Origin of the sequence: Paractinoplanes globisporus DSM 43857 (assembly GCF_000379645.1) — a bacterium.
Taxonomy (GTDB): Bacteria; Actinomycetota; Actinomycetes; order Mycobacteriales; family Micromonosporaceae; genus Actinoplanes; species Actinoplanes globisporus.
The window spans coordinates 209,559-224,304 of sequence record NZ_KB903358.1 but is presented as its reverse complement, the minus strand read 5'-3'; the positions used below and the strand labels follow the sequence as shown (position 1 = coordinate 224,304).

Genomic DNA, 14,746 nt, shown 5'->3' with positions numbered 1-14,746 from the left:
CGACGCGGAGATTTCGGTACGGGGTGAGCCCTAGGCATTTCTCAGGGACGACCCTGAGATGTCACTATGACGCTTGACTGACGTCACGAGTGACGTCATAGTGGAGTCATGGACCTGACGCCCTACCTCGAGACCCTCCGGGCCGACCTGGCCGCCGCCGCGGCGCCGGGCGGGTCGGAGACCACGCGGGCCGCCGAACTGCTCGGCCACTCGCTGGAGTCGTCGGCCCGGCTGGCGCTGCTCGAGGCGCTCTCCGACGCGGCCGCCGAGATCACCACCCGCCTCTCCGACACCACGGTCGAGGTGCGGCTGCGCGGCCGGGAGGCCGACCTGGTCGTCACCAGCGTCGTCCCCGAGCCGCCGGCGCCGCCCTCGCCGCCGGCCCCGCCCTCTCCTCCCGACGGGGGCGACCTCACGCGGCTCACCCTGCGCATGCCCGAGGCGCTCAAGACCCACGTCGAGCAGATCGCCGCCGCCGAGGGCGTCTCGGTCAACGCGTGGCTGGTCCGCGCGGTGACCGCGGCGATCAACGAGCCGGCTCAGCCCGCCCGCCCCTCCTCCTCGTCCCGTACCGGCAAGAGCCTCAAGGGCTACTTCCAAGCCTGATCACAAGGAGAAATGACATGTACGAGTTCGACCACTCCGGCCCCGTCACCGTCGTCTTCCGCGCCCACGGCGGCTCCGTCGACATCGTCGCCGAGGAGCGCCTCACCGTCGAGGTCGACGTCCAGCCCGCGAGCGCCGGTGGCGCCGAGGCCGCCGAGAACACGCGCGTCGTCCTCGAGGACGACACGCTGCTCATCCAGGTGCCCGGCGCCGACTTCTGGACCTGGCGCCGATCGCCCAAGCTCAAAATCACCGCCCGGGTGCCCCTGGGCAGCTCCCTGGCCGGCAAGACCGCCTCGGCCGACGTGCGCGCCGCCGGCGTCTACAACGACGTGCGCCTCGACGTGGCCTCGGCCGACGTCGAGCTGGGCGAGGCCACCGGCGACGTCGCGCTCGACGCCGCGAGCGGAGACCTCTCGGTGGTCCGGGTGGGCGGTTCGCTGCGCGCCAAGTCCGCGTCGGGGGACGTACGCGTCGGTGACGTCATCGGTGACGTCAACGCCGAGTCGGCGAGCGGCGACATCCGCACCGGCGCGGTCGGCGGCTCCCTGCGGGCGGCCACCGCCAGCGGCGACATCGAGATCGGCACCCTCCGCGAGGGCAAGGCCGACATCCACTCCGCCTCCGGTGACGTCACGGTCGGCGTCGCGGCCGGCTCGGCCGTCTGGATGGACGCCAGCACCATCTCCGGCAAGTCCATCACCGACCTGATGGCCCAGCCCGAGACCCCGCCCGCCGCCGCCCCCGTCCACCTCGAGGTCCGCGTCCGCACCGCCAGCGGCGACATCCGCGTCCACCGCGTCGCCGCCCCCCGCCAGGCCGCCGCCTGACGCTCCCGCCCACCACCTACCGGAAGGACGCCCGATGCTTCCCGACGCCCGCCTCAGCCTCGAGTCCACCGCCCGCCGAGTCCGCCACCGCCTCCAGGCCGCATCCCGCTCGCGCGCCGCCCGCTTCTCTCCGCCGGAGTGGCCCCGGAGCCGAGGCCCGACTCCCAACCCCCGGCGTCGCTGACGCCCCGACCGAGAGCCCGGCGCCTCCCACGCCGGGCTTTCGCCGTGCCTTTCGCCCTCGTGCCTCCCGCCGCCGGCCATCGCGGCGGGCCTGCGTGTTCGCTCGTCGCGCGGCCCGCCCGGCTTCGTGGGCGGCACGCCCGGCCCAGCCACTCTCGGACCGCGCCGGGCCGCACTGGGCGCGAGCACGCAGCGGCCCGGCCCTGCCACCCGCGGACCGCGCCGGGCCGCACCGGGCGCGACCACGCAGCGGCCGGGGCCATGGCACGCACGGCCCTGCCACCCGCGGACCGCGCCGGGCCGCACAGGGCGCGACCAGGAGGGGGCGGCGACTCACCGAGAGGGAGGGCTGGGCGGCTGAGCGTGGCGGGTCAGGCGCCGGGCTTGACCAGGCCGGTCTCGTAGGCGAGGACGACGGCCTGGGTGCGGTCGCGGAGGCGGAGCTTGGTCAGGACGTGGCCCACGTGCGTCTTGATCGTGGTCTCGCTTACCTGGAGGGCCTCGGCGATCTCGGCGTTGGAGTGTCCGCGGGCGACGTGGATGAGGACCTCGCGTTCGCGGTCGGTGAGCGTGTCCAGCTTGGACGTGACGGTCGTCTCGGGCGCGGGTAATGCCTCGGCCACCCGGGTGAGGATGCGCGCCAGCACGGCCGGCGTGATGACCGCGCCGCCGGCGGCCACCGCGCGGACCGCGGCGATGACCTCGGCGGGCGGGGCGTCCTTGCGCACGAAGCCGGCGGCCCCGGCGGCGATCGCGGCCAGCACATCCTCGTCCGTGTCGAGGTCGGTCAGGATCAGCACCCGAACGGGCAGCCCGGCCGCCGTCACCGTTCGGGCGACCGCCAGGCCGTCGAGCCGGGGCAAGGTGATCTCGGCGACCACCACGTCGGGCAGTAGCCGGCGGGCCAGCTCGACCGCCTCGCCGCCGTCGCCGGTCTCGCCGGCCACGACGATCTCCGGTCTGTCGCCGTCGGGCCGCGCCAGCACCATGCGCAGGCCCGAGCGGTGCATCGGCGCCGGGTCGGCCAGCAGCACGCGCAGCGGCCGCTCGCCCGTCGTCTCGCCCACCGGCGTCACCCTAGGCGATCGTCGTCGGCGGGGGTGAGGTCGATGCTTACGGGCTCATTTACCGGGAAGGGGGGCGGGGTGCCGCCGAATGCGGGGCACAGGGCCTGGTAGCTGCACCAACCGCACAGGCGGCTGGGTTTGGGGCGGAAGTCCTGGTCGCGTTTTGCCCGCTCGACGGCCTCGGAGAGGGCGACCAGGGTGCGCTCGAAGCGCTCCAGTTCCTCGGCGTCGGGGCTGTAGTCGCAGACCTCGGCATCCTTCAGGTAGAGCAGGCGCAGGACCCTGGGAACCACGCCTCGGGTGCGCCAGAGGACGAGGGCGTAGAACTTCAGCTGGAACAGGGCTCGGCCCTCGAAGGCCTCGCGCGGGGCGCCGCCCGTTTTGTAGTCGACCACGCGCAGGTCGCCGGCGGGGGAGATGTCGAGACGGTCGATGTAGCCCCGGATCAGCAGGGTGTCGTCGACCATCGTCGAGATCAGGGCCTCGCGCTCGGCGGGCTCGAGGCGCTGCGGGTCTTCCACCGCGAAATAGCCGTCGAGCAGGGCGGTGGCGCTGCCGAGGAAGGCGGCCAGCCGAGCCGCCTCGTCGGGGGCCGGGAAATCGATCAACGTCTGCTGGCCGGTCGCGTCGGCCTCGGCCGCGACGGCCGCCGGGTCGCTGCTCGACCGCGGGGCCGGTGCGGCGGCATCCAGCGCGGGCTCGGCGGTGGGGGTATGCCCGGCGGGTTGAGCGGGCTCGGCGAGCAGGTCCGGCCCGGCGGGACGAGCGGGCTCGGCGGTAGGGGTACGCCCGGCGGGTTGAGCGGGCTCGGCGAGCAGGGCCGGTTCGGCGAGCAGGGCCGGTTCGGCGAGCAGGGCCGGCTCGGCGGCGGCATCCGAGGCGGGATCGGTGATCGGGGCGGGCGGCGTGGTGGCCCGAGGGCGGGGGGTCGTGGCGGCGGCGAAGATCTCGGACAGGGCGGGCTCGGCCTCGAGCAGGGCGGCCCAGGCGGGGGCGACCAGGGCGGCGGCGGCCGCGGGGGTGCGGTCGGCGGCGGGGAGGTCGAACAGGCGCTCCAGGACGGCGTGGACCAGCGTGCCGCGGACCTGGTCGGCGGAGGGCTGCTCGGGGAGCTTGTCGATGGTGCGGAAGCGGAACAGCAGCGGGCAGGTCTTGAAGTCGGCCGCGCGGGACGGCGACAGCGAGGGACCGGTGGGGCGGAGGGCCGGGTCGGTCTGAGGCCCGGGGGCCGTCTGTGCCGTCATGTCAGAAAGGCTAGGGCAGGGGTATGACGAAATCGCGTGGCGACCCGGCGGCGGGGACTCCGTAGCATCGTCGGCGTGGAGCAGAGCGTGCCGCGGCCTCGACGACCCGGACGGCCGGGCCGGCCGGTGGGTCATGTGCTGGGCATCCCGATCTACGTGAACGGGTCGATGCTGGTCCTCGCGGCGCTGGTGACGGCTGTGTACGGCAACTACGTGCGCGCCGAGCTCAGGCTCCCGGAGCCGTGGGGCTACCTGGTCGGCCTGGGGTTCGTGATCTGCCTGCTCGGCTCGGTGCTGCTGCACGAGCTCGGCCACGCGCTGACCGCCCGCAAGTTCGGCATCGGGGTCCGTGGCATCACCCTCGAACTGCTCGGCGGCTGGACGGAGATGGACCGCGACGCGCCCACCCCGCGGGTCGACGCGCTGGTCAGCCTGGCCGGTCCGGCCGTGTCGCTGGTGCTCGGCGGTGTCGCCACGGCCGCGACGATCGCGCTGCCCGATCGCACGGCGGCGGGGCAGATCGCGTTCCAGCTGGCCGCCAGCAACATCCTGGTGGCGCTGTTCAACGTGCTGCCGGGGCTGCCGCTGGACGGCGGCCGGGCACTGCGGGCAGGCCTCTGGGCGCTGATCAAGGACCGGAACCGGGCCACCGAGGCGGCCGCCTGGGCGGGGCGGATCCTGGCGTTCGTCTGCATGATCATCGCGCTGTGGCTCTACCGGCTGGAGACGCTGACCCTGTTCGGGCTGTTGTTCGTGCTGCTGGTGGTGTTCACGCTGTGGCAGGGCGCGGGGCAGTCGATCCGGCTGGCCAAGATGACCCGGCGCTTTCCGCTGGTCGACCTGGCCCGGCTGGCCCGGCCGCTGCTGACCGTGCCGGCCGGCACGCCGCTCGGCGAGGCGCAGCGCCGCCGGTCGGAGGACCCCCGGCCGAACGTGGTGCTCGCCGTGTCGGACTCGGCCGGTAATCTCACCGCACTGGTCGACCCGGTGGCCGCCGAGCGCGTCCCGGTCGACCGTCGCCCGTGGGTGGCCGTCGACACCGTGTCCCGGTCGCGCGACGCGGTGCCCGCGCTGCGGCTCGGGCTCACCGGGGAGCAGGTGGTCCGCGCGCTGCAGGCCCACCCGGCCGGGCAGTACGTCGTCACCACGGGCGAGGATGGCAAGGACGTGGTGGGCGTGCTCCGCGTCGGCGACGTCGCCGAGGTGCTGGAGCCGCGCCGGCTGCGCCGTCCGTAAAACCGCCGCAGAACCGCCGCAGAACCGCCGCAGAACCGCCGCAGAACCGCCGCAGAACCGCCGCAGAACCGCCGCAGAACCGCCGCAGAACCGCCGCAGAACCGCCGTAGGACCGCCGCAGGACCGCCGTAGACCGAAGCAACAGCTACAGAGAGAAGCCCGTGACCAGTTCGACCGCCCCCGACCGCGCCTTCCACCCGGGCGACCGCGTCCAGCTCACCGACCCGAAGGGGCGGATGCACACGATCGTGCTGGAGCCCGGCAAGTCGTACCACACCCACCGGGGCGCCCTGGAGCACGACGAGCTGATCGGCCTGCCCGAGGGCAGCGTGGTGACCTCGGCCGGCGGCACGCCCTACCTCGCGCTGCGCCCGCTGCTGTCCGACTACGTGCTGAGCATGCCGCGCGGCGCCCAGGTGATCTACCCGAAGGACGCGGCGCAGATCGTCGCGATGGGCGACATCTTCCCGGGGGCGAAGGTCCTCGAGGCCGGTGTCGGGTCGGGCGCTCTGACCTGCTCCCTGCTGCGCGCGGTGGGCGACCACGGCGAGCTTCACTCGTACGAGCTGCGGGAGGACTTCGCGGCGATCGCGCGCAGGAACGTCGAGGCGTTCCTCGGTGGCACCCAGAAGGCGTGGAACCTGCACGTCGGCGACGTGGCCGACAACCAGGAGACCGGTTTCGACCGGATCGTCCTGGACATGCTGACCCCGTGGGAGGCTCTCGACATGGTCGAGCGGTCGCTGGTGCCCGGCGGCGTCTTCATCGGGTACGTGGCGACCACCCCGCAGCTGTCCGAGCTGGTCGAGGCGCTGCGCGAGCGGGGCGGCTGGACCGAGCCGCGCGCCTGGGAGTCGCTGGTCCGCGACTGGCACGCCGAGGGCTTGGCCGTACGCCCCGACCACCGCATGATCGCCCACACCGCGTTCCTGGTCTCGGCCCGCAAGCTCGCGCCCGGCGTCATCGCCCCGCCCCGCCGCCGCAAGCCGAGCAAGGGCGCCGCCGCGTACGCGCTGCGCCGCGCGGCCCAGGCGGCCCTGGCGGCGGTCGAGGAGCCACCGGCGGCGAATGAAGAAGAGTGAGCAGCCCGCCGGCGAATCCGGCGAAACGGACGAACGGGATCGACGATCGTTACCCGGCCGAGTGATGTGACTACGGCCGGTCCGGTCGGGTAGCTTCCTGTGAGGCAGCGGCGACCGAGCAAGCCTTCAGTCCGTTCAAGGGTGGCGGGCGGGGTATTTGGACGGGGGAGGATCGGGTGGGCACGATGAGTTCTCCGCCGTTCGGTGGCAGCAACGAGATGCCGGCGGTGTTCCCCGACTGGTCGCCGTACCAGGATCTCGACTCCGCCGCCCGTGCCTACCTGCGCGACCCCGAGGTGGCGCTGGACGCCCTGTTCGGGGTGCTGCGCGGCGCCTCCGTGCTGTGCTTCACGCTGGAGCGCTTCGTCAACGAGGTCAACGGCGTCTGGCAGGAGGTCGTCATCTGCGACGGCAGCCGCCTGGTGCTCTGGCACGGCGAGGACGTGGCCCCCGGCGACGGCCCGGTCGGCTCGATGACCTCGTCCCTGCGGGTGGTGCCGCTCTCCACGGTCACCGAGGTGGGCTGCCGGCGCCGGCTGACCCGTACCTCCAACGGCCAGGCCCGGGTCGACAGCATCGACGTCTACCTGCTGCTCAGCTCGATCGACGACGCAGTGCCGCCGCCGGGCATGGACGAGGGCGAGGGCGGCCGCCCGGCGATGCGGCACGACGCGCTGCGCTTCGGCAAGACGCTGGACGACGGCGGACCGGGGCAGATCGCCCGTCTTGAGGAGTTCAGCCGGGTCGTGGCCTCTCTGGTGGGACGCCCCACTCTGTGACGATGTGAGCCTTCAGCCCGGTCAAGGGTGGTGGGCGGGGTGGTTGGACGGCGTTGTTTCGCGGATGTGACGTTTGCCGCGAATTTGGGACGCTGCCCTCGCTTCGCGCGCCGGAATCCCGTACGCGCGAAGGGGTTTGTCAATCGGCGTCCGGACCGGCGATCTCGACCTCGTCGTGAGCCCGCACGACGTGGATGCAGTCGCCGGGGCACTCCTTGGCCGCGTCGATCACCTCGAGGCGCAGGCGGGACGGCACACCGGTGCTCGCGCCGGGAGATTGCAGCAGCTCACCGGCGGGATCCTTGACGTACGCGAGACCGTCGATGTCGAACTCGAAGACCTCCGGCGCGTACTGCACGCAGAGCCCGTCGCCGGTGCACAGGTCCTGATCGACCCAGACCCGCAGCTCGTCGGTACCGGCCCGCATCATCAACCCACTCTCCCGGAAATGCCCCCGGACGACCGTACCGGATGGCTACGACAACCAACTTGCGGCGACTGGCCGAATGGATCAAGACTCGGTGACGAGGGTGTTGCACGGGTCGAAATCCTGGCCACAGCAGCTAGTGTTATCGCAAGACGTTCGAGCCCCCGGGGAGGTGGGACGTGGCACGTAGCGACGAAGCGGATTCACGCGCCGCACGTTGGGAGAAAGAGGCCAACGATCTCTCCAGCCAGGTCGCGTTCCTTCAGGAGGAACTGGCACTGGTTCGGCGGAAGTTGACCGAAAGCCCACGACACGTCCGGCAGCTCGAGGAACGGCTCGCGGCAACGCAGGCGCAGCTGGCCCGAGTGACCGAGAACAACGACCGGCTCGTGGCGACCTTGAAGGAAGCCCGGGCCCAGATCGTCACTCTCAAGGAAGAGATTGACCGCCTCGCCCAGCCGCCCAGCGGCTACGGCGTATTCCTGGCCGCACACGAGGACGGCACGGTGGACGTGTTCACCGGCGGCCGCAAACTGCGGGTGGCGGTGTCGCCGTCGCTCGAGGTGGAGGAGCTGCAGCGCGGGCAGGAGGTCCTGCTCAACGATGCGCTCAACGTCGTCGACGCGTTCGGGTTCGAGCGCAGCGGCGAGGTCGTCCTGCTGAAGGAGGTCCTGACCGGCCCCAACGGCGAGATGGGCGACCGTGCCCTGGTGGTCTCGCACGCGGACGAGGAGCGGATCGTCTTCCTGGCCGACTCGCTCGAGATCTCCAAGCTGCGGGCCGGCGACTCGCTCATGATCGAGCCGCGCTCGGCGTACGCGTACGAGCGCATCCCGAAGAGCGAGGTGGAGGAGCTCGTCCTGGAGGAGGTCCCCGACGTCGACTACACCGACATCGGTGGCCTGCACGCCCAGATCGAGCAGATCCGCGACGCGGTCGAGCTGCCGTTCCTGCACGCCGACCTGTTCCGGGAGCACCAGCTGCGCCCGCCGAAGGGCATCCTGCTCTACGGCCCGCCCGGCTGCGGCAAGACCCTGATCGCCAAGGCGGTGGCCAACTCGCTGGCCAAGAAGATCGCCGAGCGGCGTGGCGAGGAGAAGCACACCAGCTACTTCCTCAACATCAAGGGCCCGGAACTGCTCAACAAGTACGTGGGTGAGACCGAGCGGCACATCCGCCTGGTCTTCCAGCGGGCGCGGGAGAAGGCCGGCGAGGGCACCCCGGTGATCGTGTTCTTCGACGAGATGGACTCGATCTTCCGGACCCGAGGCTCGGGCGTCTCCAGCGACGTGGAGAACACGATCGTTCCCCAGCTGCTCAGCGAGATCGACGGCGTCGAGGGCCTGGAGAACGTGATCGTCATCGGCGCCTCCAACCGGGAAGACATGATCGACCCGGCGATCCTGCGCCCCGGCCGGCTCGACGTGAAGATCAAGATCGAGCGGCCGGACGCCGAGGCGGCCAAGGACATCTTCGGCAAGTACATCCTGGCCAACCTGCCGCTCTCCGAGGACGACCTCAACGAGCACGGCGGGAACCGGGACGCCACGGTGGCCGCGATGATCGAGGCCGCCGTCCTCCGGATGTACACGGAGTCCGAGGACAACCGCTTCCTGGAGGTCACCTACGCCAACGGTGACAAGGAGGTCCTGTACTTCAAGGACTTCAACTCCGGCGCGATGATCCAGAACATCGTGGACCGCGGCAAGAAGATGGCGATCAAGGAGTTCCTCACCTCCGGCAAGAAGGGGCTGCGCCTGCAGCACCTGCTGGACTCGTGCGTCGACGAGTTCCGGGAGAACGAGGACCTGCCCAACACCACCAACCCCGACGACTGGGCCCGCATCTCCGGCAAGAAGGGCGAGCGGATCGTCTACATCCGCACGCTCGTCTCCGGCGGCAAGGGCGCCGAGGCCGGCCGCTCCATCGAGACGGCGACCAACACGGGCCAGTACCTGTAAAAGATCGACGAGTTGCGCGGGCGGGGGTGACCCTCCGCCCGCGTTCTCGTTGCACCTGGCGTGACCAGCCCCGCTCCCGTACGCCTCGCCTGGTTGGACGCGCTGCGCGGCTACGCCGCCCTGGTCGTCGTCCTGTTCCACCTGAGCCCCAGCGTGATCGGCACCGACCGGCATCTGGCGATCTACCGCCACTTCGACGCCGGCAAGTACGGCGTGCTGCTGTTCTTCCTGGTCAGCGGGTACGTCATCCCGATGTCGCTGGAGCGGCACGGCAGCCTGCGCCGGTTCTGGATCGGCCGGCTGTGCCGGATCTACCCGGCCTACCTCGCCGCCATCGCCGTCGTGGTGCTGCTCAGCTCGGCCGGGTGGCTCGCCTGGAGCGAGAGCATGCGCCATCAGACGGTCACCACCGCGCTCGCCCACGTGACGATGATGTCCGACCTGGTCGGTGTCCGCGGCGCCGTGCGCGTCTTCTGGACCCTCTCCTACGAGATGACCTTCTACCTGGTCGTCTCCGGGTTGTTCGTGTGGCGGCTGCACCGGCACAGCGCCTGGTGGGCGGCCGGGCTCGGGCTCACCGCGCTGGTGTTCGGCGCGGGACTGCCGAACGACCTGCTCGGGGCCGGTTCCGGCGCGCGGCGGACCACGGCCGCGATCCTGGTCGTGCTGGTCGGGCTCAGCATCCTCGCGTACCTCAAGGATCGCCTGGTGCCCGCGGCCGGCGCCGCCGGGATCGCGCTGGTCCTGCTGCCGGCGGTCAACGGCCACGCCACCCGCGAGAGCGTCGTCATCGCGTCCTGGCAGGGGATCCTGCTGCTGGCGATCATGTTCGCCGGCACCGTCGTCTACCGGTGGCAGCACGCGCAGATCGGCGGCCGGGAGGCGGCCTTCGCCCTGACGGTGGTCGCGCTCAGCGTGATCGGTGCGCATTGGACACACCTGGGCACCGCCGCGGCCCTGCGTCTCTGGGCGGCCAACGTCGGCGCGGTCGCGCTCACATTCCTTTTCGCGTACGCCATGAGAAACCGAACTGTGCCATCCGTGTTCACCTGGTTGGGCCGAATCAGTTACTCCCTGTATCTGCTTCACGTGATCGTGCTGCTGGCGCTCCCTCGCGTTGTCCCGGATCTCGGGACGCGGGGCATCGTGTTCCGGGCCACGGCCGGGGTCGCGTACCTCTTGGTGGCGCTGGTGACGGCGTGGCTCGCGTACCGGATGGTGGAACAGCCCGGCCAGCGACTGGGCCGGCGGATAGCCGCGAAGCTCGAGCCCCGACCGGCCGGGGCGGGCTCGCTCGCCACACAGCGTGCCGCGCCGCGCACGGGGCAGGGCGAGAACGAGCGCCAGAGCGTCTAGGCTCGATACATGAGCAGCAGCGTGGCGCGCGGGATGGTGGTCGCATGAGCGTTCGACGGATCATGGGTACCGAGGTCGAGTACGGCATTTCGGTGCCCGGGCAGCCCGGCGCCAACCCGATGGTCACCTCCTCGCAGGTGGTGAACGCCTACGGCGCCCGGCCCGAGCTCAACCGGGGTGGCCGGGCCCGCTGGGACTACGAGGAGGAGTCGCCGCTGCGCGACGCCCGGGGGTTCACCTACTCCGGCGCCGCCTACGATCCGGCCGACGCCTTGGCCGACGAAGACCTGGGCCTGGCCAACGTGATACTGACCAACGGCGCCCGGCTGTACGTCGACCACGCGCACCCGGAGTACAGCACTCCCGAGTGCACCAACCCGCTCGACGTCGTCAAGTGGGACAAGGCCGGCGAACGGGTCATGGCCGAGGCCTCCCGCCGCGCCGCCACGATCCCCGGCACCCACCGCATCCAGCTCTACAAGAACAACACCGACAACAAGGGCGCGTCGTACGGGTCGCACGAGAACTACCTGATGCGGCGGCAGACGCCGTTCGCCGACATCGTCGCGCACCTGACGCCGTTCTTCGTGACCCGGCAGGTGTTCACCGGGGTGGGCCGGGTCGGCATCGGGCAGGACGGCTCGGGCTCGGGCTTCCAGCTCTCGTCGCGCGCCGACTTCTTCGAGGTCGAGGTCGGTCTCGAGACCACGCTGAAGCGGCCGATCATCAACACCCGGGACGAGCCGCACGCCGACGCCGACAAATACCGCCGGCTGCACGTGATCATCGGCGACGCCAACCTGTCGGAGATCGCGACCTATCTCAAGATGGGTACGACCTCGCTGGTCCTCGCCATGATCGAGGAGAAGGTGTTCACCGGCGAGTTGGGCGTGGCCGACCCGGTCAGCGAGCTCAAGTCGGTCAGCCACGACCCGGAGCTCAAGCACCTGATCCGGCTGCGCGACGGCCGCAAACTCACGGCGCTCGACCTGCAGTGGGCGTACTACGAGCGGGCCCAGGCCTTCGTCGAGGAGCGCTACGGCGACGACGCCGATGAGCAGACCGTCGACGTGCTCGCGCGCTGGGAGGACGTGCTCGACAAGCTGGGCCGCGACCCGATGCTCTGCTCGGACACCCTCGACTGGGTCGCCAAGCTGCGCCTGCTCGACGGCTACCGCGAGCGGGAAAACCTGGGCTGGTCCTCGCCGAAACTGCAGCTGGTCGACCTCCAGTACGCCGACGTGCGCCCCGAGAAGGGCCTCTACCACCGGCTGGTGGCCCGGGGCTCGATGAAGACGCTGCTCGACCCGGCGGAGACCCAGCGGGCCATGTACGAGCCGCCGGACGACACCCGGGCCTACTTCCGCGGCCGCTGCCTGGCGCAGTACGCGTCCGAAGTGGTCGCCGCCAGCTGGGACTCGGTGATCTTCGACGTGGGCCGGGAGTCGCTCGTCCGGGTGCCGATGATGGAGCCCGAGCGCGGCACCAAGAAGCACGTCGGGGCCCTGTTCGACAAGTGTGAGAGCGCGAAGGACCTGCTAGAGGTCATCATCGGCCGCTGAGTCCTTCCTGAGAAAACGCTCCGCCCCGGCGGAGCGTTTTGTCACAGGTCCGAGGTAGGTTTTTGGTACCCGATGTTGTGCGACTTCGGGTGGCTAGAAGGGGGACATCCATGGCAACCCGAGACACCGGCGGCCAGTCGCAGTCCGGCAAGAGCCGCAGCGCTGAAGAGGTCGAGGACGTCACCGTCGAGGCCAACCCGGAGGTAGCCGAGCGCCACGCCGAGATCACCGAGGACGTCGACGACCTTCTCGACGAGATCGACTCCGTCCTGGAGGAGAACGCGGAGGAGTTCGTTCGCGGCTACGTGCAGAAAGGCGGTGAGTGAGCGGTTTGTCCGACTTTGACTGATCGGACAATCACGTTTCGCTCTTAGCCGAATTCGAGCAGCGACCCACGGTTGCCCGGACCGCCTGGACGCGGGCAATCCGGGCAATACCGACCGAAGTGCGGGCCGTCGTGTGCCGGATCGGGCAGGCTGGTCCTGACCGTGTCCCGGCGTGCGCGGCCCGTCTTCCGTCCGGCCCGAACACGGCGATCACGATCTTCGCACCTCCTCCGTCCGCGGGATATTGTGCAGCAACTGCGACGGCGTCCCGGGGGAGTGGGCGCCGGTGCGAACACGTATCTGAGAGGAACCACGTGGCCAAGGACTTTGATCCATCCGGGCGTCTGCCGGATTTCTTCATGAACGCGGGGACGTCCTCCTTCACGCAGTTCCTGACCCACGCGTCGCCCGAGCTGCTGCCGGGACGGCGACCGTTGCCGCCGGGACTGTCGGCCGACATCGCGCCGCACGGCACCACGATCGTGGCGATCACCACGGCCGAGGGCGTGGTCATGGCGGGCGACCGCCGGGCCACCATGGGCAACCTCATCGCCAGCCGGGACATCGAGAAGGTGCACCCCGCGGACTCGTACTCGCTGATCGGCATCGCCGGCACGGCCGGCATCGGCATCGAGCTGATGCGGCTGTTCCAGGTCGAGCTGGAGCACTACGAGAAGATCGAGGGCATCATGCTCTCCCTCGACGGTAAGGCGAACCGGCTGGCCGGCATGGTGCGGGGCAACCTCGGCGCGGCCCTGCAGGGCCTCGCGGTCGTGCCGCTGTTCGCGGGCTACGACCTGGCGCCGGCCGACCCGTCCCGGCACGGGCGCATCTTCAGCTTCGACGTGGCCGGCGGCCTCTACGAGGAGACCGGGTACGACTCGATCGGCTCCGGCTCGCTGTTCGCCAAGTCCGCCCTCAAGAAGAAGTACCGGCCTGGCGTGAGCACGGCCGACGCGATCACGCTGGCGGTGGAGGCGCTCTACGACGCGGCCGACGACGACACGGCGACCGGCGGACCCGACGTGACCCGCAAGATCTACCCGGTGGTCATGTCGGCCACGGCCCAGGGCACCCACCGGCTGTCGGAAGAGGAGATCACGGCGGTGGCCGAGCGGGTCGTCGCCGGGCGCATGGAGAACCCGGGCGGCTGAGCCCCTTTTTTGACCACGCTGATTTCGGGACGAAAGGGAGTAGCCACCCGTGGCCATGCAGTTCTACGCATCACCCGAGCAGGTCCAGCGCGACCGCTCGGAGTACGCCCGCAAGGGCATCGCCCGCGGCCGCTCCGCCGTGGTGCTCACCTACGAGGGCGGCATCCTGCTGGTCGCCGAGAACATCACGACCCTCCGGAAGATCAGCGAGATCTACGACAAGATCGGCTTCGCGGCGGTCGGCCGGTACAACGAGTTCGAGAACCTGCGCCGGGCCGGCGTGCGGATGGCCGACCTCAACGGCTACAGCTTCGACCGGCGCGACGTGACCGGGCGCGGCCTGGCCAACGCGTTCACCCAGACGCTCGGCGCGATCTTCTCGGAGACGCAGAAGCCGTACGAGGTGGAGATCTGCATCGCTCAGGTCGGCGCCACCCCGGAGTCCGACGAGCTGTACCGGATCACCTACGACGGCTCGGTGATGGACGAGCCGGGCTTCATGGCGATGGGCGGCCAGGCCGAGGCGATCTCCAACGTGCTGCGCGAGCGGCACGACACCGCGGCCGAGCTGCAGGACGCGCTGGCCCTCGCGGCCGAGGCGCTGGGCAGCGTGGGCGGCGAGAACGGCCAGCCGCGCCGGCTGGAGGCCAAGCAGCTCGAGGTGGCGGTGCTCGACCGGCGGCGCAAGGGCCGGGCGTTCCGCCGGATCGCCGGGTCGTCTCTCAACGAGCTGCTCGCGGGCAGTGCCGATGTGGCCGACGCCGATCTGGGCGAGGTCGACGCGGCCCCGCCCGGCCCGGCGGAAGACAAGCCGACCGTCTCGGCGGCGTCGGTGGACACCGAGGGCGAGGCGCCGGCGGCTTCGGACGACCCCGCGGAGCCGGCCGACGACGTGAACGGCGACGGTTCCTGACGTTCGACGATTGAGGGCCC

General features: G+C 71.0%; 14 protein-coding genes and 2 pseudogenes. 12 read left to right on the top strand and 4 right to left on the bottom strand.

Features of this window, described 5'->3' with window-relative positions; genetic code table 11:
* Positions 1 to 108: 108 nt before the first annotated feature.
* Both A3CQ_RS0150420 and A3CQ_RS0150415 read left to right on the top strand, forming a co-directional pair.
* Positions 109 to 606, top strand: a complete 498-nt coding sequence (locus A3CQ_RS0150420; RefSeq protein ID WP_020518611.1) for a hypothetical protein — start codon at positions 109 to 111, stop codon at positions 604 to 606.
* 17 nt (positions 607 to 623) lie between these two features.
* Positions 624 to 1,436 (top strand): DUF4097 family beta strand repeat-containing protein, encoded by an 813-nt coding sequence (locus A3CQ_RS0150415; protein ID WP_020518610.1) that lies wholly within the window; start codon positions 624 to 626, stop codon positions 1,434 to 1,436.
* Positions 1,437 to 1,990: 554 nt separating this feature from the next.
* Here the strand turns inward: A3CQ_RS0150415 and A3CQ_RS0150410 are convergent.
* From A3CQ_RS0150410 to A3CQ_RS64320, 3 genes and pseudogenes are all read right to left on the bottom strand, one after another.
* A complete protein-coding gene (locus A3CQ_RS0150410) occupies positions 1,991 to 2,686 on the bottom strand; it encodes a LuxR C-terminal-related transcriptional regulator (RefSeq protein WP_040434390.1) in 696 nt (231 codons plus the stop codon).
* A gap of 5 nt (positions 2,687 to 2,691) precedes the next feature.
* Positions 2,692 to 3,411, bottom strand: a pseudogene (locus A3CQ_RS64325) (RecB family exonuclease); the annotation flags it as partial.
* A gap of 195 nt (positions 3,412 to 3,606) precedes the next feature.
* A pseudogene (locus A3CQ_RS64320) lies at positions 3,607 to 3,930 on the bottom strand (PD-(D/E)XK nuclease family protein); the annotation flags it as partial.
* A 75-nt stretch (positions 3,931 to 4,005) separates the two neighbouring features.
* On the opposite strand from A3CQ_RS64320, the gene A3CQ_RS0150400 reads away from it, so the two are divergent.
* The 3 genes from A3CQ_RS0150400 (at position 4,006) to A3CQ_RS0150390 (ending at position 7,027) form a co-directional block, all read left to right on the top strand.
* On the top strand, positions 4,006 to 5,166 hold the full coding sequence (locus A3CQ_RS0150400; protein ID WP_370657648.1) for a site-2 protease family protein: 1,161 nt from the start codon (positions 4,006 to 4,008) through the stop codon (positions 5,164 to 5,166).
* Between the two features lie 161 nt (positions 5,167 to 5,327).
* A complete protein-coding gene (locus A3CQ_RS0150395) occupies positions 5,328 to 6,248 on the top strand; it encodes a tRNA (adenine-N1)-methyltransferase (RefSeq protein WP_020518606.1) in 921 nt (306 codons plus the stop codon).
* A gap of 185 nt (positions 6,249 to 6,433) precedes the next feature.
* Positions 6,434 to 7,027 (top strand): hypothetical protein, encoded by a 594-nt coding sequence (locus A3CQ_RS0150390; RefSeq protein WP_026207116.1) that lies wholly within the window; start codon positions 6,434 to 6,436, stop codon positions 7,025 to 7,027.
* A gap of 139 nt (positions 7,028 to 7,166) precedes the next feature.
* On the opposite strand, the gene A3CQ_RS0150385 is transcribed toward A3CQ_RS0150390, so the two are convergent.
* Entirely contained in the window at positions 7,167 to 7,457 is a 291-nt protein-coding gene (locus A3CQ_RS0150385; protein WP_020518604.1) for a ferredoxin, read from the bottom strand.
* A gap of 176 nt (positions 7,458 to 7,633) precedes the next feature.
* Between A3CQ_RS0150385 and arc the strand changes: the two genes are divergently transcribed.
* The 7 genes from arc (at position 7,634) to prcA (ending at position 14,726) form a co-directional block, all read left to right on the top strand.
* Positions 7,634 to 9,415 carry a proteasome ATPase gene (gene arc, locus A3CQ_RS0150380; protein WP_026207115.1) on the top strand — a complete coding sequence of 594 codons (1,782 nt, stop codon included), beginning with the start codon at positions 7,634 to 7,636 and terminating at the stop codon, positions 9,413 to 9,415.
* Between the two features lie 60 nt (positions 9,416 to 9,475).
* Complete coding sequence (locus A3CQ_RS56860) at positions 9,476 to 10,771, top strand: acyltransferase family protein (protein WP_063713695.1); 1,296 nt, start codon at positions 9,476 to 9,478, stop codon at positions 10,769 to 10,771.
* Positions 10,772 to 10,815: 44 nt separating this feature from the next.
* Complete coding sequence (gene dop, locus A3CQ_RS0150370; RefSeq protein ID WP_040434343.1) at positions 10,816 to 12,333, top strand: depupylase/deamidase Dop; 1,518 nt, start codon at positions 10,816 to 10,818, stop codon at positions 12,331 to 12,333.
* 110 nt (positions 12,334 to 12,443) lie between these two features.
* On the top strand, positions 12,444 to 12,659 hold the full coding sequence (locus A3CQ_RS0150365) for a ubiquitin-like protein Pup (RefSeq protein WP_020518600.1): 216 nt from the start codon (positions 12,444 to 12,446) through the stop codon (positions 12,657 to 12,659).
* A gap of 172 nt (positions 12,660 to 12,831) precedes the next feature.
* The gene (locus A3CQ_RS64170) at positions 12,832 to 12,963 is read left to right on the top strand and encodes an endonuclease domain-containing protein (protein ID WP_169516385.1); all 132 of its coding nucleotides are present in this window, start codon (positions 12,832 to 12,834) and stop codon (positions 12,961 to 12,963) included.
* A gap of 10 nt (positions 12,964 to 12,973) precedes the next feature.
* The gene (gene prcB / locus A3CQ_RS0150360) at positions 12,974 to 13,813 is read left to right on the top strand and encodes a proteasome subunit beta (protein ID WP_026207114.1); all 840 of its coding nucleotides are present in this window, start codon (positions 12,974 to 12,976) and stop codon (positions 13,811 to 13,813) included.
* 49 nt (positions 13,814 to 13,862) lie between these two features.
* Positions 13,863 to 14,726 (top strand): proteasome subunit alpha, encoded by an 864-nt coding sequence (gene prcA, locus A3CQ_RS0150355; RefSeq protein ID WP_026207113.1) that lies wholly within the window; start codon positions 13,863 to 13,865, stop codon positions 14,724 to 14,726.
* The last annotated feature ends 20 nt before the right edge of the window (positions 14,727 to 14,746 follow it).